Here is a 16,490-nt window from a genome sequence, read left to right on the forward strand (position 1 = left end):
GTCATTCTGGCCTTGGCCGGTACTCCAAACAAAAAGGCAGGTGACAGCATGGGTAAAGTGATTTCCGTAGCTAACCAAAAGGGAGGCGTAGGGAAAACCACCACAGCCGTCAACTTAAGTGCATGCTTAGCATATTTAAATCATAAAGTTCTCCTCGTGGATATCGACCCGCAGGGCAATGCGACGAGCGGGGTAGGAGTGGAGAAAGGAACCGTCGATCAATGCATCTATGATGTGCTGGTCGGTAGTGTGAGCGCAGAAGATGTACGTACCACAACGATGGTAGAGAATTTAGAGACCATCCCGGCTACCATTCAATTAGCAGGAGCCGAGATTGAACTCGTTCCTACGATTTCCCGCGAAGTTCGTCTAAAACAGGCGATTGATGAAGTAAAAGGAGACTACGATTATGTCATTATCGATTGTCCTCCTTCTTTAGGGCTGTTGACCATTAATTCATTAACGGCTTCTGATTCTGTCTTGATCCCTGTCCAATGTGAGTATTACGCGTTAGAAGGGTTAAGTCAGCTGCTTAATACCATCCGATTGGTCCAAAAGCATTTGAATAAAAACCTGATGATCGAAGGTGTGCTTTTAACGATGCTTGACGCCCGCACCAACTTAGGAATTCAGGTAATTGATGAAGTGAAAAAGTATTTTCAGGAACGAGTCTATCAATCAATTATTCCCCGCAATGTCCGTTTGAGTGAAGCGCCGAGTCATGGAAAGCCGATTATTTTGTATGATGCAAAGTCTCGAGGGGCAGAAGTCTATTTAGAACTAGCGAAGGAAGTGGTAGCAAATGGCGAGAGGGTTAGGTAAAGGGTTAAATTCGCTGTTTACCGATTTAAATGCCAAGGACGACGAACAGTTGGAAGAAGTAAAGGTGAGAGAATGCAGGCCAAACCCTTATCAGCCTCGTAAGTACTTTACAGAAGAAGCCCTTGAGGAGCTGGCGAACTCGATCAAGGAACATGGTATTCTCCAGCCGCTGATTGTAAGAAAAAGTATTAAAGGGTATGAGCTGATCGCCGGAGAGCGAAGGTATCGTGCGGCTAAACAGGCTGGACTTGAGACGGTTCCTGTCATCGTTAGGGAAATGACGGATAATCAGATGATGGAAGTCGCGCTGCTGGAGAACCTTCAAAGGGAGAATCTTACGCCGGTTGAAGAAGCTCAAGCTTATCAGAACTTAATGGTGAAGCTTGGAATGACTCAGGACGAGCTTTCAAAAAGGCTTGGCAAAAGCCGATCTCATATCGCCAATCTCGTCCGCCTTTTAAATCTCTCACCAGAAGTGATCGAAAAGATTAACCAAGGAACTCTGTCCATGGGTCATGGACGGGCACTTTTAGGCTTGAAAAACGAAGATAAGATAACATTGGTTGTAGAAAAAATTGAGCGGGATAAATTAAATGTCCGGCAGGTGGAAAAGCTGATTGTTGAGCTGAACGAACGGAAGCCCCGCCAGAAAAAGAAGCCGGCGGAAAAAGATATCTTCATAAAAGAGCGGGAAGAAACGCTGAAAGAACGCTTAGGCACGGGAGTCACGATTCATAAAGGCAAGAGAAAAGGCAAGATCGAAATCGAATTTTCCGATCAGGAAGATTTGGAGCGGATACTAAACTGGATGGAACATAATAAATAGAGGAAAGGCCGGGTGAGCAAGCAGCCGGGCCTTTTCTGTTGTTAGGTTTCACGTGAAACACGCATTGGAGATGTAAAGGATGGCGTTATTAGGCACAATTGTTAATGGAGTATGTATTATCGTTGGTACACTGCTTGGTCTATTTTTCACAAAAATTCCGGAACGCTTTAAAGAGACCGTAATGAGCGGTGTCGGCCTTGCTGTTATGCTTATCGGTATGCAGATGGGGTTTGAAACAGACAATATTGTTATCGTGTTATTGAGTTTATTATCGGGAGCGATTGTCGGAGAGGCGCTCCATTTAGAAGAACGGCTGGAGTACATAGGACGCTGGATTGAAAGAAAATTTTCATCACCCGAGCAGAAGTCCACAATTGCGCAGGGCTTTATTACGGCTTCGCTTATTTTTGTCATCGGGGCGCTTGCTGTAATCGGTGCTTTGGACGGCGGGCTTCGCAACGATCATGAGATCCTGATCACCAAAGCGATTATTGACGGATTTGTCGCTTTAGTCCTTACCTCAACGTTAGGTATTGGTGTGATCTTTTCTGTCATTCCCGTCGTTTTATATGAAGGGTCGATTGCTTTACTAGCCACACAGATCAACCGCTGGATCCCTCGGGATATGCTCGACCTGTTTATTACAGAAATGACCGCTACCGGGGGCCTTCTGATTGTAGCGATTGGTTTGAATTTACTTAAGCTGACGAAGATCAGGGTAGCTAACCTGCTGCCTTCTTTAGTTATGGTGGGGTTTGTCTTATATGCAGCGCAGTGGTTTTAAAGTAGGATACCATTGGCCTTAAAAAGGGGACTAATGGGACGGGAACCACCTCGCTTTTTAGTGGACTAACGCCGAGAAACCTATTCTGCGCGGGATCGGATCGTCCGTTTTTTGCAGGAGCAATGTCTAGGATAAAAAAAGCGTGTTCCGTTTATGAAAAATGGAACCAAGGGGTCCGGGAAATTACTCACTTTCCGCGGGGAGCCGTCGAGCCTCCTCGTTTTCACTTCGGGGGTCTCGCCCCTGGCTCTTTCACCCTGCAGGAGTCTCGCAAGTTACCAGACCCCTTAAGTTGAAGAGAGAAAACGGAACGAAAACATTTTGTAAATCTCATGGAGGAAGAAGCTTTATTCCAAACCCCAAAGGAATCGTTTCCCAACAAGCTGAAAGAGCAGCGTAGCTAACGCTGCTCTTTTTTTGAGGTTATAAATGTGCGCGGCGGCTGTTTTAGTTTTGCGCTGATTCTCTTTTTCTCCGTCACCTTTAAGGCAGCGGCTATTTTCGCTGCCATGTTCATTACGACGTGCAGGCGTGTGTTCTGTAAAACGGCATATTCCATAAACCCTCCGACATTGACCATCCCGCTGATATGATAATCTCCGACTGCCGGCAGATCTTTCTTCAAGGCAGCTCCTGGCGTGAGAGCCCCTTCTCCAAAGACGATGTGGCCGATCGAAGTCTTTTTGCCGAGGCAGGCGTCTATCGCTAAGACTGTATGGCTGGCGTGCATAGTTTCAATGGCTGATAGTGTATCTTTTAAGTTTAGTGCATGGACAGGCTCTTCAAGTGTTCCATATACGTGGAAGGTCTGCAGCTGCTGTTCGGATAGCATCGAGCCTACTAATGGACCAAGAGCATCTCCTGTTGAACGATCGGTGCCAATGCAGATGATGATGACTTTCTCTTCATAAGGTAACGTATTGTGCAGATGCTCACTCAGGCTGTTGATGATATGAGGATCATCGGCAGGAAAACGCAGGTCTGTTTTTGTAAACTTGTCCTTCATACTCATAGCTTCTCCTCCACACACATATTAGTAACAGTATATAAAGGAAATCGGCGTTCTATACGTAGCAAAATACTTCGGGTGGGGGAGCGGTTCTAGATGATGGCAGGGGTTAAGTGGATCTTCTTGATTATAGGGACAACGATTGGAGCGGGGTATGCGTCGGGAAGAGAGCTATGGCAGTTTTTTGGACAAGACAGCAGCTTAGCCATCCTCTTATTTACGGTGATGTTTATGGTCTGCTGCGGATCTGTGATGAGCATAAGCTATAAACAGCAGTCGATGCACTATCTGCCTGTACTTAGGACGATTGTAGGCCGGCACCTGACCGGTGTGTACGACTGGATGATCATTTTTTATTTATTCACGACGACGATTGTCATGCTGGCTGGGAGCGGAGCCACACTACAGGCTTATGATATTTCCTACCGAGTGGGTGTATTAGTAATCGCTCTTCCGTTAATCCTGCTTTTTGTCTGGGATGTAAAAGGACTCGTTATTATGAATGCTCTCGTGCTGCCTGTTTTAATTGTCGGGCTCCTGTTGATTCTTTTTCTGTTCATAACAGATCAGAAGCTTTCTTTATTTGAGCATATCGGCGATACTGCCAATTGGATGGCAGCCTTTCCTTTCACCGCGCTTAATGTCCTTCCGTTAGTAGCAGTTCTTGGAGCGGTAGGCAGCCGGATGAAGAGTCGGCGTGAAGTGTGGGTGGCAAGTATAGGAAGCGGATTTTTACTAGGAAGTATCTCATTTCTTTATAACAGCAGCCTGATTCAAATATCAGAAGAAATTCTATTGTATGAAATCCCGCTATTTGCCATATTGAAGCATTACCCTTATTCCATGATGGTGTTTATGTCTATTGTCATGTGGATTGCGATTTTTACAACGGCGGCCTCGGGAACGTTCGGGCTCGTTACGAGATTCAGGGAATATTGGAAACAGCCGCTGTGGATCATAGCATTTGCGCTCATTGCCGTGATGCTTCCCTTTACTTCTTTCGGTTTCTCTACATTAATTCAATACTTATATCCTTTATATGGCGTGTTAAATTTGTATATTTTAACAGCTTTGCTTCTCTACCCGGTCACTCATCGATTTAAAACCAGCTGAAAACCTGTTAAAATAATCTCAAACACAAAAGAGGCAGGGGAATAGCTGTGGTAGATGAGGTTGTGCAGGAAAGCGAAAATATATTTCAATTTATAACAGGGCCTGAACTTTGGCTTGCCGTTGGTAGAGGCGCTTTAAAAATAGTATTGATCCTGATCATTTCTTTCATTATTATAAAAGTTGGACAGCGCGTTGTTTCCCAGTTCTTTGCCCAAAGAAGGCAGGGGCCTTTCTCGATTACCGCGCGAAGAGAAGCAACCCTGAAAAAGCTGGTTATTAATACATTAAGCTATATTGTTTATTTTTCGGCTTTTATTATGATTCTCGAAACCTTTACGCTTGATATTGGCGCATTACTCGCCGGTGCCGGGATTGCCGGGCTTGCGATAGGTTTTGGTGCACAGAACCTTGTGCGCGACGTAATCAGCGGATTCTTTATAATCTTTGAAGACCAGTTTTCCGTAGGTGACTATGTCATGGCTTCTGGTGCGGAAGGCTTTGTAGAGGAGATTGGGCTGCGTATATCCAAAATTAAAAGCTGGACAGGCGAGATTCATATTCTTCCAAATGGTAATATCACTCAGGTCACAAACTACTCGATTCATAACAGTATCGCGGTCGTTGACGTTAGTATTGCTTACGAAGGCGATATTGACCGCGCGGAAAAAGTAATATTAGAATTGTTAGAGGAAATGCCAGACCGTTACGAGGAACTTGTAGCTACTCCTGAGTTATTAGGTGTTCAGAATTTAGGAAACTCAGATATTGTGATGCGAATTATTGGAGAAACTTATCCGATGGAGCACTGGGCCATAGGACGTGCCTTACGAAAAGAAGTGAAAAACCGACTAGACAAGGAAGGCATTGAGATTCCATTCCCTCGGATGGTTATGTATTCACGCCATGAGGAACCAAATTCACAGGACCATCGACGAATGAAAGATTAACAGGAGGAACGAGGTATGGCGGAAAAGACCTACGAATTAAATGATGTTGTTCAAATGAAAAAAGCCCACCCGTGTGGAGAGAACCGATGGAAGATCATTCGTATGGGAGCCGATATTCGCATTAAATGTGAAGGCTGCGGCCACAGTGTTATGATTCCAAGGAAAAAGTTTGAAGCTAAAATGAAAAAGGTGCTCGAAACACATAATGAGTAATCTTTGCATTTTTAATAATGAGAAGACCTTCAATTTTATAATTTTGCTATAAAGAAATAAGAGAACAAGCGCACCCGTGTGCTTGTTCTTTTATTTATGGCAAGGTTGTTATTTTCTGATAGAGTATCTATAATTGGTATGACCAACATACATGTATGTAAATCCTTAAGGAGTGGAATTTTATATGGCATTAACAGCAGGAATCGTAGGTCTGCCGAACGTGGGCAAATCTACTTTATTTAACGCGATTACACAGGCAGGTGCGCTGTCTGCCAACTATCCGTTTGCGACCATTGACCCTAATGTAGGGATCGTGGAAGTTCCGGACGCCCGTCTGCAGAAATTGACGGAGCTTGTCAACCCGAAGAAGACCGTACCGACAGCTTTTGAATTTACCGATATTGCCGGTATTGTAAAAGGGGCGAGTAAGGGTGAAGGTTTAGGGAACCAGTTCCTTTCCCACATTCGCCAGGTGGATGCGATTTGTCATGTCGTCCGCGCGTTTGACGATGAAAATATTACACACGTTTCAGGACAGGTGGATCCGATCTCTGATATCGAAACTATTAACCTTGAGCTGATCTTAGCTGACCTTGAGACAGTGACGAAGCGTATGGACCGCGTGGCGAAAATGGCCCGTCAGAAAGACAAGGACGCCGTTGCAGAGCAGACTGTGCTTGAAAAAGTGAAGGATGCATTAGAAAATGAACAGCCGGCCCGTGCTGTTGAATTCTCAAGTGACCAGCAGAAGATTGTAAAAGGTCTTCATCTATTAACTTCAAAACCGATTCTTTACGTAGCGAATGTTAGTGAAGACGAAATTGGCGAAGAAGATAATGAAAAAGTGAAGCAGATCCGAGAATTTGCTGCTAATGAAAACGCCGAAGTGATCGTCGTCTGTGCGAAAATTGAAGCAGAGATCGCTGAGCTTGACGGTGAAGAGAAGCAGGAATTCCTTGAGGATCTCGGAATTGCAGAGTCCGGCTTGGATCAATTGATTAAAGCGACGTATAACCTTCTTGGACTGGCTACGTATTTCACAGCCGGCGAGCAGGAAGTAAGAGCTTGGACATTTAAAGAAGGCATGACGGCTCCTCAGTGTGCCGGAATTATTCATACAGACTTTGAACGCGGCTTTATCCGCGCAGAGACCGTATCCTATGAAGATTTAACAGAGGCCGGTACGATGGGTGCTGCCCGTGACCGCGGCCGTGTCCGTTTAGAAGGTAAAGACTATTTAGTGAAGGATGGCGACGTTATTCATTTCCGTTTTAACGTATAAGCGAGGATCTCTCCGTTAGCTATTGTATTTCTAATAGACTTTTGATATAATACAACATTGTGAGTAATTATAGTTAAGATTACTCCTTGCTCCTTTTAACGAAAGGAGCCGCTAAGTCCATAAGGAGGTGAATACGGATGAGAAAATACGAAATTATGTACATCATCCGCCCAGATATCGAGGAGGAAGCTAAGACATCAGTTATTGAACGTTTCAGCGGAATTCTAACAGATAACGGTGCGGAAATCGAAGAAGTTAAAGAAGTAGGTAAGCGTCGTCTTGCATACGAAATTAACGACTATCGTGATGGCATCTACGTAACAGTTAACTTCAACGGCGATTCTGAAGCAATCAATGAATTCGACCGTCAAGCGAAGTTTTCTGATGATTTAATTCGTCATATCGCTGTACGCGAAGATGATCAATAAGGAGTGGTTCTGATGTTAAATCGTGTCGTTTTGGTCGGCAGATTAACGAGGGATCCGGATTTACGCTATACGCCAAACGGAGTAGCTGTAGCCAACTTTACGATTGCGGTTAACCGTCCATTCTCCAGCAATTCTGGAGATCGTGACGCGGACTTTATCAATTGTGTCGTTTGGAGACGTGCAGCTGAAAACCTCGCCAACTTTATGAGTAAAGGTAGTCTTGTCGGTGTTGATGGACGTTTACAGTCTCGCAGTTTCGACAACCAGGAAGGCAAGCGTGTGTTTGTAACAGAAGTAGTTGCGGACAGCGTACAGTTCCTAGAATCCAAAGGTGGTTCTTCCCAAGGTGGAGGAGGCCAGCAAGGTTCAGGATTCCAGCCAAATCAGAATCAACCGTCTAACAATAACTTTAATAATAACAATAATAATGATGACCCTTTCGCAGACAAAGGGGAACCTATCGATATTTCAGATGATGATTTACCATTCTAAAATTATGTAAGGAGGGAATGCCATATGGCACGTCGTGGACGCGGTAAACGTAAAAAGGTGTGTTTCTTCACAGCGAATGGAATTACACACATCGATTACAAAGATACTGATTTGCTAAGACGTTTCATTTCCGACCGTGGAAAAATTCTTCCTCGTCGAGTAACTGGAACTTCTGCAAAATATCAGCGTAAATTGACAAAAGCGATCAAACGCTCTCGTCAAATGGCTCTACTGCCTTACTCTGCTGAGTAAGACAGGCCTAAAAAAAGCCGCGAAGTCTTTCAAAGACTTTGCGGCTTTTTTATTGTCCAGGAAATTATAAAATTCCAAGCTGTGGATATATATGTTTAAAAGAGGAATTATAATTTTCGCCATCGCTTTCCAATAACATCTTTTATTTAATATCCATTAACTCTCTTAGTTCATCTTTATTTTGAAGCAGATCCGCGAGCGTATATTGATCAAGTACGTTCAGGAACGCCCCCAGCGCTTCATTGAGAAGGTGTTTTAGCTTACAGGCCGGAGTAATTACACAGTAATTCTCCGAGCTGTTAAAGCATTCGAGTAAATAAAAGTCGTCTTCCATCGCTTTAACGACCATCCCGATATTTATTTCTTCAGGGTTCTTCGCGAGCTTAACACCTCCGCTTCTTCCTCTAATTGTATCGATATAACCCAGCTTATTTAACTGATGAATGATCTTCCCAAGATGGTTTTCGGAAATATGAAAGACATCCGATATTTCTTTTTTGCTCGAGAGTTCATCACTTGGTTTTGTTGCTGTATAAATGAGCACACGCAGTGCATAATCGGTATATTTTTTTAGCCTCATAAATTTCGACCCTCATTTAGGTATGTGATTAACTAACATTCTACCATAGGAAGAAAGATGTGTCTTTGCATCTGTTTCCCCTATCATAGCAGTCTTTCCTTTATTGTTTCTTATTTTGTCACAAAAGATGTATTTTAAATATTGCTTTAGGAATCATATGTTTTATAATAAAGGAGTAAATGAAATACATCTTTTATAAAGGAGTTTTTCAAAATGAGAACGGAAAGTCCATATACGTTAGACCAAAAAACAATTGAAACTGTTAAAGCGACTGTGCCTGTTTTAGCGGAGCACGGGGAAGCGATTACTAAACATTTCTACCAAAGATTATTTGAAGCCCATCCAGAGCTGAAAAACATATTCAACATGACGAACCAGAGAGCCGGCCGCCAGTCTAAAGCGTTAGCTGGAGCTGTGTATGCCGCCGCTGCTCATATCGATAATTTAAGTGAGATCTTTCCGGCTGTAAATCAGATTGCAGAAAAACACCGCAGTTTAAATGTAAGACCTGAACACTATCCGATTGTTGGAAAATACTTATTAATTGCGATTAAAGAAGTCCTTCAGGATGCAGCGACACCGGATATTATGGAAGCTTGGGAAGAGGCGTATGGAGTAATTGCTCAAGCCTTTATCGATGTAGAAGCTGCTAAATATAAAGATGCAGAAGGCCAGACAGGTGGATGGAGCGGCTTTAGAAACTTTACGATCGACAAAAAAGTGCAGGAAAGCAATGTCATTACCTCCTTCTATTTAAAAGCAGAGGATGGCAAGCCGATTGCTTCATTCCGCCCGGGACAGTACATCACGGTGAAAATAGATATTCCAGGTGAGAAGTTTACGCACCTTCGCCAATACAGCTTATCAGACGCCCCTGACAAAGGTTATTACCGGATCAGTGTAAAGCGTGAAGACGGCCTTGAGGATAACCCGGATGGAGTGGTTTCCAATTACCTGCATCAGGAGCTCAAAGAAGGCGATATTCTGCCGATTACAGCGCCGGCAGGAGACTTCTTCTTAGAAGAAGATTCAGATGCCCCATTAGTTCTAATCAGCGGAGGTGTCGGCCTTACGCCTATGATGAGCATGCTGCAACGAATGAAGGACGTAGAGACAGACCGCGATGTTTACTTCATTCATGCTGCTCAAAATGAAGACGTTCATGCCTTTAAAGAAGATGTGAGACAGGCTGCAGAAAGAATGAAATCGTGCCAGTCTAAAGTGATTTACAGTGAGCCTTTGGAAAATGGAACAGCTGATAAAGAAGGAGTTATTGAACTTGAGTGGCTGCGCAGCATCGCACCAGGCAGTGCGGACTTTTACTTCTGCGGACCGACAGGATTCATGAAAGCTGTAAACCATATGCTGAAGGAATGGGGAATTCCTGAAGAACGAATCAACTTTGAATTCTTCGGTCCTAAGCAGGAGATTTAGAAATCGAAGGCATGCAGCAGGAGTGGCCTTGCTTTTTTGCGGGGAGCAGCCGAGGCCATTCTAAGGCTTCAGGAAACGGATCGCTTTTCAGTTTGCCTTTAATAGAGTAACGGGCCGGGGTGTAACAGCTCGCTTTCCATGGGCGAACGGTGAGCTTCCTCGGGCTTTTGCCCTCCGGGATCTCACCCTGTTCTGTTATCCCATCAGAGTCTCGCCGTTTCCCCCGGCACTTAATGAAGTATAAACTGAAGCTTGAGAGAGCTTGATCGCCATGAACTTCACGAAAAGATTGGGCGTTCCGTTTACACTATCAACGGTTAAGAGGCTGGGAAATTGTAAGACTCCTGCAGGGAGATAGAGCCAAAGACGAGACCCCGAAGTGAAACGAGGAGGCTCGGCGGCTCCCTGCGGAAAGCGAGCGATTTCCCGGCCCTCTTAGCTCTAGTTTCAGTAAGCGGAAAATTCCTTTCTCTATAATACAAAAAAAGCAGCAGCTGACCTATCAGCTGCTGCTTTTTATTATTCTTCTACGGAAGCCCACTTGAATTCAAGCTCTGGTCCTGTAGCTGTTGTAAATACTCCTTTAATAGAAGGTCTAAACAGCTGTGCTTTAGAATCTTGATACATAGGAGCTACCGCTGCATCTTCTTCCAAAAGAAGGCGTTCTGCTTCTAGGAATGTTTCAAAGCGCTTTTGAGGATCCTGCGCATATTCATTGTTCGCTTTTTCGATTAGTTCATCGTATTCATCACTAGAATAGTTCATGTTATTATTTTGTCCGCCAGTAAGGTACATGTTTAAGTACGTGTTAGGGTCTACGTAATCCGGACCCCAAGTAGCGGCTTCAATTTCAAATTCTGAGTTCTGGTCGCGCTCTACCCGCTCGTTAAATGGCACTTCCATTAAATTAATCGTTAAGCCTTCGAGGTTGGTTTCAAGCTGATCTTTGTAATAAGCCAGCACGTTTTTAGAAGTTCCTGTATCATCGCCAAGAAGTTCGATTTCAACAGAGTCTGTACCCAGCTCTTCTAAAGCAGTCGCCCAAAGTTCCTTGGCTTGTTCAACGTCAGTTTTAACAAGAGGCCCTTGAGCATCTCGGAAATCTTCTTCACTATCTGGCATATTTACAAAGTTCGATGGAACATACCCTTCAGCTGGTACAGAGCCATCATTTAAAATAACGTCGACAAGGGATTCTCTGTCAATCGCCATGGAAATAGCTTTACGTACGTTAACATTAGCTAGTGCTTCATTTGCTTCTTGATTAAATTTAAAGAAATAAAGGTATGGTTTCTCAGCTACATTGAAATCTTCTGTTGTAGAATATTCATCTACAAATTCAGCATTCAGCTCGGTTTGGTCAAGCTGGCCGGATTCGTATAAGTTAACACCTGTGGAAATTTCTTTAATGATCTGGGCATTGATTTTATCCAGCTGAACCGTATCCGCATCCCAATACGAATCGTTCTTTTCAACGGTCCATCCTTCTCCTGAATTCCACTCAGTCATTTCAAATGGTCCGTTAGAAAGAGTAGCTTCAGCTTCTGTCCCGAATTTATCGCCTTGTTCTTCGGCAAACTTCTCGTTAATCGGCATGAAAGTACCGAATACGGTCATGGATTCAAAGTATGGTATAGGTTTTTCAAGTTCTACCTCTAATGTATAATCGTCAGCAGCTTTCGCTCCAAGCTCGTCTACTTCTGCTTCACCATTAGCAATGGCTTCCGCATTCTTGATAACGCCGCCTAAAAAGTATGGGCCGTACTCTGAGCCAGTCTCAGGGTCTACAGCTCGCTGCCAGGCATAAACAAAGTCATTGGCTGTAACTGGATCACCGTTTGACCATTCGGCATCCTCACGCAGCTCAAATGTCCATGTGAGTCCATCATCGCTGACAGAACTGTTCGTTGCAATTCCTTCCGATAGGTTTCCGTCTTTGTCTAATCGGTATAGGCCTTCTAATGTTTCTCCGGCCCACTGAAAGGATACGGAATCTGTAATAAGGGATGGATCCATGGTGGCTATATCACTTTTGGCAGATACGGTAATCTCCTGTGCTGACCCGCTTTCAGAGCCTTCCGCTTCTCCCTCGCCGCTGTCGCCTGAGTTGCTGTCTCCCCCGCTGCAGGCCGCTAGAAACAGCGTAACTAGCAGGGTAAACAATACCCATAGGCTTTTCTGGTTTTTCAAATAAATCTCCCCCTAAATGTGTTAATTTTCTAAAAATAGATACCTTTCTAATTATACTGATAAAACAAAAAACTTTCATTAATAGGAAGATAGAAAAATAAGAAAAAAACTAATTTAATAGAACATTCAAATTCGATTGACAATAACGGTTCATTTGGTAGGATAGGATAATATCATTACTTTTCTACCGTATAGGAATAATTGTGCGTGTAGGATGTACAGGAGGGACATATAGAGATGAATCGTGAATGGGAACTGCTTCAGATTCCTGGACCGACTCCGATTCCGCCCAGTGTGAACCGGGCGATGAATCAGCCGATGATCGGTCACAGGGGGCAGAAATGTAAAGAGTTGTTGGAAGATATTGCACCAAGATTGAAGCCAATTTTTGGAACTTCAGGGGATGTGCTTGTACTGTCGAGCAGCGGGACATCTGTTCTTGAAGCAGCCGTCGTTAACACGACAGAACCTGGTGATGAAGTTGTCGTTGTCGTAGCTGGAGCCTTTGGTGACCGTTTTGCAAAAATTTGTGAAACGTATGAATTGAATGTCCACCGTATCGATGTAGAATGGGGGGAAGCGGTAGAGATTGGAACGATAGAAGAACAGCTGAAATCGACTCCAAATGTCAAAGCCGTTTTCGTCACACACTGTGAGACTTCCACTGGTGTCATGCACCCTGTAGAAGAGCTTGCGAAAAAAGTCCATGAGCTTAGTGAAGCATTGGTTATCGTAGATGGGGTGTCGTCGATCGGAGGAGCTCCGCTTGATATGGACGGTTCTGGAATCGATCTCTTAGTTTCAGGGTCTCAAAAAGCGATGATGCTTCCGGCGGGGTTAGCTTTTGCAGCGGTTAGTGAAGCCGCCTGGAAAGTGATCGACAATAACCCTAGGCCGAGATTTTATTTAGACCTCAGAAGCTATAAGAAGAGTCTTGATAACGGCCAGACACCTTTCACTCCTGCTTTGTCCCTCTTATTTGGTCTGCAGGAGGTTTTACGTTTAATAGAAGAAGAAGGGCTTGAGCAAGTCCATAATCGTCATAAGATCATGATGGAAATGACGCGGGCAGCCTGCCGTGCAATGGACCTTCCATTATTTGTGGAAGATAAGTCCGCTTCTACAACTGTCACTTCTGTTAAGCCAGAGACGTTTGAAGCAGAACAATTTAGAAAAACAGCCAATCAGGAATTTGGCTTAATGACAGCGGGCGGCCAGAAACATCTTAAAGGAGAAATCTTCCGTATCGGGCATATGGGATACTCCAGGCCGACAACTGTGCTTCAATATATCAGCATTCTTGAACTCGTACTGCAGCGTTTAGGACATAATTTCGAGCCGGGAGCTGGATCAGCTGCCGCGCAAAAAGCTTATATACAAGCAACAAGGGAGATGGACAAAGATGTATCGCGTTCTTATTAGTGACCCTTTAAGTGAAGATGGAATTAAACCGCTGCTTGAAGCAGCAGATATAGAAGCTGTTATGGATTCATCCTTAAGTTATGAAGAATTATTGAAGGAATTAAAAATCAGCGATGCGCTGATTGTACGAAGCCAGACACAGGTAACCCGTGAATTAATCGAAAATGCTCCCAACCTTAAAATTATCGGACGCGCCGGTGTGGGAGTCGATAATATAGATCTTGATGCAGCGACAGACCATGGGGTTGTCGTTGTGAATGCACCTGATGGAAACACGATCTCTACGGCTGAGCATACGATGGCGATGCTGATGTCGCTTGCACGTAACATCCCGCAGGCGTATCACCAGCTAAAGCAAAACCGCTGGGAACGTAAGAAATTCGTAGGGGTCGAGCTGAAAAATAAAACAATTGGTATCGTCGGATTTGGACGAATTGGCCGCGAGGTGGCTCACCGCGCGAAAGGACACCGTATGAAGGTCATCGCTTTTGACCCGTTTTTAACCGAAGAAAAAGCAGAAAAAATCGGTGTTCAGCACGGTACGCTTGAAGAAGTCCTTCAGCAGGCTGACTTCTTAACGGTTCATACACCGCTGATTGAAAAAACGAAGCACCTTATTAACAAAGAGGCTATTCAGCTTATGAAGCCGGGCGCACGTATCCTCAACTGTGCACGTGGCGGAATAGTTGAAGAAGATGCTTTGTATGAGGCGATCCAAAATGGCAAAATTGCCGGAGCGGCGCTTGACGTGTTTGAGGAAGAGCCTGCCATCGACCACCCGCTTCTATCTTTAGATGAAGTGATTGCAACCCCTCACCTAGGAGCGAGTACCATTGAGGCACAGGAAAATGTCGCTACAGATGTAAGCTATGACATTATGGAGCTTTTGCGCGGCAGCACCGTGAAGCATCCGGTAAACATGCCATCTGTTTCTCCAGAGATGATGGAGAAGCTGTCTCCTTACTTTGACCTAGCGGAGAAGCTTGGAAGCTTTATTTCTAATGTCGCCGAGGGAGCTCTTGAGAAAGTGACCGTCTATTACTCTGGAGATCTGTTAGAAGTAGAAACAACGCCGCTTACCAGGATTTCAGTAAAAGGTCTGTTAAAACGCTATATTGGCAGCCGTGTCAATGACGTCAATGCTTATAAAACGGCATCCGATAAAGGGATTGTCATCAATGAGCAGAAATCTACTTCCACGAAAGGATTTACGAACCTTGTCACCATTGAGATAGAAACCGACAAGGAAAAACGCACCATCTCAGGTACTTTGCTCAATGGGCTGGGTGCGCGAATCGTGAAGCTGGATGAATACTCCATTGATGTTGTTCCCAGCGGCCATCTGATTGTCATTCACCACAATGACCAGCCTGGTGCGATCGGACGCGTAGGAAGCCTGCTGGCGGATCACCACGTTAACATTGCCACGATGCAGGTGGGTCGTGCTCACCAAGGTGGAGACGCAGTGATGGTGTTAACCGTCGATAAAGCAGTCGAGGAAGACTGTCAGGAACAATTGCAAGGCGTTCAAAATATTAAACAAGTTCAATGTTTAACACTTTAACTATGAAAAAGGCAGGCCGTGATAGGTCTGCCTTTTTTGGTAGATCTGTGAATCGATCCGAGAGCCCTCAGCGCAGGTTTCGCGAGGAGGCTCAGAAAAGTAGTCCGCTTAAAGACGAGCGGGTCCCCGCTCTTACACAGCAAAAAAACACCCGCTCTTGTCTAAACAAGGTAGCGGGTGTTTTCGTTTATCCTAATTTCTTTGTTTCCCTTTTTCGCTGGGTAAACACATTTACTTCCTCATAACCGGCAGAGCGGGCAAAATCGATCGCCTGACCATACTCATAGCCTAAGTGATCCGGTTTATGAGCATCAGAGCAGAGAACGATGCCGATCCCTTTTTCCTTACAGATCCGAAGCAGCTCGGGGTCCGGGTACATTTCGCCAACAGGCTTACGGATACCCGCTGTGCTGATTTCGATGCAGGTGTCTGTTGCAGCGAGTGCCTCTGCTGCTCTTTCATACTGTTCTAGTAAAAATTCACGGTCATCGGGCTTATAGCCGAAGACTTTAATCACATCAATATGTCCGACAAAGTCAAACAGGCCGGATTCAGCGAGTGTGACGACTCTGTCAAAATACTGGCGGTAGACTTCTTTTAAATCTCTTTGTTCGTATTCGTCGCGGTAGATGGCCAGATCAATCCCCCATTCGTCAATCCAGTGGACGGATCCGATGACGTAGTCAAAAGGATGGGCATCGATAAAGGCTTTCATTTCCTCTTCTTTTCCCGGCATATAATCCATTTCAATTCCCATTTTAATCGGAAGTCCGGCTTCGTTCGCTTCATCAAACATTTTTTGATAGGTTTCAAACTGAAGCGTTCGGCGGTTTTCTACCCATGGATTGGATAGGATCGGCCGGGTTTCTTCAAAAAAGTAGGCATGCTCGGAAATACCGAGCTCTTCAATGCCCTCCTGTTTAGCTTTTTCGATATAAGTGCGTAAGTAGTCGACGGATAGATCTCCGGTTTCTGCCATGTGAACATGATAATCAGTGCGCATGAAAAGCCTCCTATTGTTCTGAATATTTCATTAATCATACCAGACTCATGAAATTCAGACAAAAATCATCCCTTAAATACTTAAGGGAAGAAAGACATGGCGCGCCTATGTTAAACTAGTTAAGTTAGC

The 16,490-nt window shown here is 44.5% G+C and carries 17 protein-coding genes; 13 read left to right on the forward strand and 4 right to left on the reverse strand.

The features are described 5' to 3' along the window. The first annotated feature begins 48 nt into the window (after window positions 1–48). From HUS26_RS16350 to HUS26_RS16360, 3 genes are all read left to right on the forward strand, one after another. Complete coding sequence (locus tag HUS26_RS16350; RefSeq protein ID WP_173918109.1) at window positions 49–822, forward strand: ParA family protein; 774 nt, start codon at window positions 49–51, stop codon at window positions 820–822. Further along, a complete protein-coding gene (locus tag HUS26_RS16355; protein ID WP_173918110.1) occupies window positions 803–1,648 on the forward strand; it encodes a ParB/RepB/Spo0J family partition protein in 846 nt (281 codons plus the stop codon). Before HUS26_RS16350 ends, HUS26_RS16355 begins: the two co-directional genes overlap by 20 nt. Before the next feature lie 79 nt (window positions 1,649–1,727). Next, window positions 1,728–2,432: a DUF554 domain-containing protein gene (locus tag HUS26_RS16360; protein WP_173918111.1), complete on the forward strand. Its 705-nt coding sequence runs from the start codon at window positions 1,728–1,730 to the stop codon at window positions 2,430–2,432. A gap of 400 nt (window positions 2,433–2,832) precedes the next feature. Here HUS26_RS16360 and yyaC read toward each other — a convergent pair whose 3' ends face one another. Then, complete coding sequence (yyaC, locus tag HUS26_RS16365) at window positions 2,833–3,444, reverse strand: spore protease YyaC (protein ID WP_173918112.1); 612 nt, start codon at window positions 3,442–3,444, stop codon at window positions 2,833–2,835. Window positions 3,445–3,537: 93 nt separating this feature from the next. Here yyaC and HUS26_RS16370 point away from each other — a divergent pair, with 93 nt between their 5' ends. The 7 genes from HUS26_RS16370 to rpsR all read left to right on the forward strand — a co-directional run bounded on the left by HUS26_RS16370 (window position 3,538) and on the right by rpsR (window position 8,168). Continuing rightward, window positions 3,538–4,554 carry a hypothetical protein gene (locus HUS26_RS16370; RefSeq protein ID WP_173918113.1) on the forward strand — a complete coding sequence of 339 codons (1,017 nt, stop codon included), beginning with the start codon at window positions 3,538–3,540 and terminating at the stop codon, window positions 4,552–4,554. 47 nt (window positions 4,555–4,601) lie between these two features. Beyond that, entirely contained in the window at window positions 4,602–5,501 is a 900-nt protein-coding gene (locus tag HUS26_RS16375; protein ID WP_173918114.1) for a mechanosensitive ion channel family protein, read from the forward strand. Between the two features lie 15 nt (window positions 5,502–5,516). Beyond that, entirely contained in the window at window positions 5,517–5,714 is a 198-nt protein-coding gene (locus HUS26_RS16380; protein WP_173918115.1) for a DUF951 domain-containing protein, read from the forward strand. 184 nt (window positions 5,715–5,898) lie between these two features. Further along, the gene (gene ychF / locus HUS26_RS16385; protein WP_173918116.1) at window positions 5,899–6,996 is read left to right on the forward strand and encodes a redox-regulated ATPase YchF; all 1,098 of its coding nucleotides are present in this window, start codon (window positions 5,899–5,901) and stop codon (window positions 6,994–6,996) included. 137 nt (window positions 6,997–7,133) lie between these two features. Beyond that, window positions 7,134–7,424, forward strand: a complete 291-nt coding sequence (rpsF, locus tag HUS26_RS16390) for a 30S ribosomal protein S6 (RefSeq protein ID WP_173918117.1) — start codon at window positions 7,134–7,136, stop codon at window positions 7,422–7,424. A gap of 12 nt (window positions 7,425–7,436) precedes the next feature. After that, window positions 7,437–7,916: a single-stranded DNA-binding protein gene (gene ssb / locus HUS26_RS16395; RefSeq protein ID WP_173918118.1), complete on the forward strand. Its 480-nt coding sequence runs from the start codon at window positions 7,437–7,439 to the stop codon at window positions 7,914–7,916. 24 nt (window positions 7,917–7,940) lie between these two features. Beyond that, on the forward strand, window positions 7,941–8,168 hold the full coding sequence (gene rpsR / locus HUS26_RS16400) for a 30S ribosomal protein S18 (RefSeq protein ID WP_101841900.1): 228 nt from the start codon (window positions 7,941–7,943) through the stop codon (window positions 8,166–8,168). A gap of 142 nt (window positions 8,169–8,310) precedes the next feature. Here rpsR and HUS26_RS16405 read toward each other — a convergent pair whose 3' ends face one another. After that, window positions 8,311–8,748 (reverse strand): Rrf2 family transcriptional regulator, encoded by a 438-nt coding sequence (locus tag HUS26_RS16405; protein WP_173918119.1) that lies wholly within the window; start codon window positions 8,746–8,748, stop codon window positions 8,311–8,313. 213 nt (window positions 8,749–8,961) lie between these two features. Between HUS26_RS16405 and hmpA the strand changes: the two genes are divergently transcribed. Continuing rightward, window positions 8,962–10,182, forward strand: a complete 1,221-nt coding sequence (hmpA, locus tag HUS26_RS16410) for an NO-inducible flavohemoprotein (RefSeq protein WP_173918120.1) — start codon at window positions 8,962–8,964, stop codon at window positions 10,180–10,182. Window positions 10,183–10,701: 519 nt separating this feature from the next. Here the strand turns inward: hmpA and HUS26_RS16415 are convergent. Further along, entirely contained in the window at window positions 10,702–12,372 is a 1,671-nt protein-coding gene (locus tag HUS26_RS16415; protein WP_173918121.1) for a peptide ABC transporter substrate-binding protein, read from the reverse strand. A 237-nt stretch (window positions 12,373–12,609) separates the two neighbouring features. On the opposite strand from HUS26_RS16415, the gene HUS26_RS16420 reads away from it, so the two are divergent. Then, on the forward strand, window positions 12,610–13,794 hold the full coding sequence (locus HUS26_RS16420) for an alanine--glyoxylate aminotransferase family protein (RefSeq protein WP_173918122.1): 1,185 nt from the start codon (window positions 12,610–12,612) through the stop codon (window positions 13,792–13,794). Next, window positions 13,775–15,358 carry a phosphoglycerate dehydrogenase gene (gene serA, locus HUS26_RS16425; RefSeq protein ID WP_173918123.1) on the forward strand — a complete coding sequence of 528 codons (1,584 nt, stop codon included), beginning with the start codon at window positions 13,775–13,777 and terminating at the stop codon, window positions 15,356–15,358. The genes HUS26_RS16420 and serA overlap by 20 nt, the downstream gene beginning before the upstream one ends. A gap of 187 nt (window positions 15,359–15,545) precedes the next feature. Here the strand turns inward: serA and HUS26_RS16430 are convergent, their stop codons facing one another. After that, window positions 15,546–16,361, reverse strand: coding sequence for a histidinol-phosphatase (locus HUS26_RS16430; protein WP_173918124.1), 816 nt, complete (start codon window positions 16,359–16,361; stop codon window positions 15,546–15,548). Window positions 16,362–16,490: the final 129 nt, after the last annotated feature.

It is taken from the genome of Halobacillus sp. Marseille-Q1614 (genome assembly GCF_902809865.1).
Lineage (GTDB): Bacteria > Bacillota > Bacilli > Bacillales > Halobacillaceae > Halobacillus_A.

Bases quoted from the DNA above. Each gene is read 5' to 3' on its own strand.
- HUS26_RS16350 (WP_173918109.1), top strand. From the start codon at position 49: ATGGGTAAAGTGATTTCCGTAGCTAACCAAAAGGGAGGCGTAGGGAAA.
- HUS26_RS16355 (WP_173918110.1), top strand. From the start codon at position 803: ATGGCGAGAGGGTTAGGTAAAGGGTTAAATTCGCTGTTTACCGATTTA.
- HUS26_RS16360 (WP_173918111.1), top strand. From the start codon at position 1,728: ATGGCGTTATTAGGCACAATTGTTAATGGAGTATGTATTATCGTTGGT.
- yyaC (WP_173918112.1), bottom strand. From the start codon at position 3,444: ATGAGTATGAAGGACAAGTTTACAAAAACAGACCTGCGTTTTCCTGCC.
- HUS26_RS16370 (WP_173918113.1), top strand. From the start codon at position 3,538: ATGATGGCAGGGGTTAAGTGGATCTTCTTGATTATAGGGACAACGATT.
- HUS26_RS16380 (WP_173918115.1), top strand. From the start codon at position 5,517: ATGGCGGAAAAGACCTACGAATTAAATGATGTTGTTCAAATGAAAAAA.
- ychF (WP_173918116.1), top strand. From the start codon at position 5,899: ATGGCATTAACAGCAGGAATCGTAGGTCTGCCGAACGTGGGCAAATCT.
- rpsF (WP_173918117.1), top strand. From the start codon at position 7,134: ATGAGAAAATACGAAATTATGTACATCATCCGCCCAGATATCGAGGAG.
- ssb (WP_173918118.1), top strand. From the start codon at position 7,437: ATGTTAAATCGTGTCGTTTTGGTCGGCAGATTAACGAGGGATCCGGAT.
- rpsR (WP_101841900.1), top strand. From the start codon at position 7,941: ATGGCACGTCGTGGACGCGGTAAACGTAAAAAGGTGTGTTTCTTCACA.
- HUS26_RS16405 (WP_173918119.1), bottom strand. From the start codon at position 8,748: ATGAGGCTAAAAAAATATACCGATTATGCACTGCGTGTGCTCATTTAT.
- hmpA (WP_173918120.1), top strand. From the start codon at position 8,962: ATGAGAACGGAAAGTCCATATACGTTAGACCAAAAAACAATTGAAACT.
- HUS26_RS16420 (WP_173918122.1), top strand. From the start codon at position 12,610: ATGAATCGTGAATGGGAACTGCTTCAGATTCCTGGACCGACTCCGATT.
- serA (WP_173918123.1), top strand. From the start codon at position 13,775: ATGTATCGCGTTCTTATTAGTGACCCTTTAAGTGAAGATGGAATTAAA.
- HUS26_RS16430 (WP_173918124.1), bottom strand. From the start codon at position 16,361: ATGCGCACTGATTATCATGTTCACATGGCAGAAACCGGAGATCTATCC.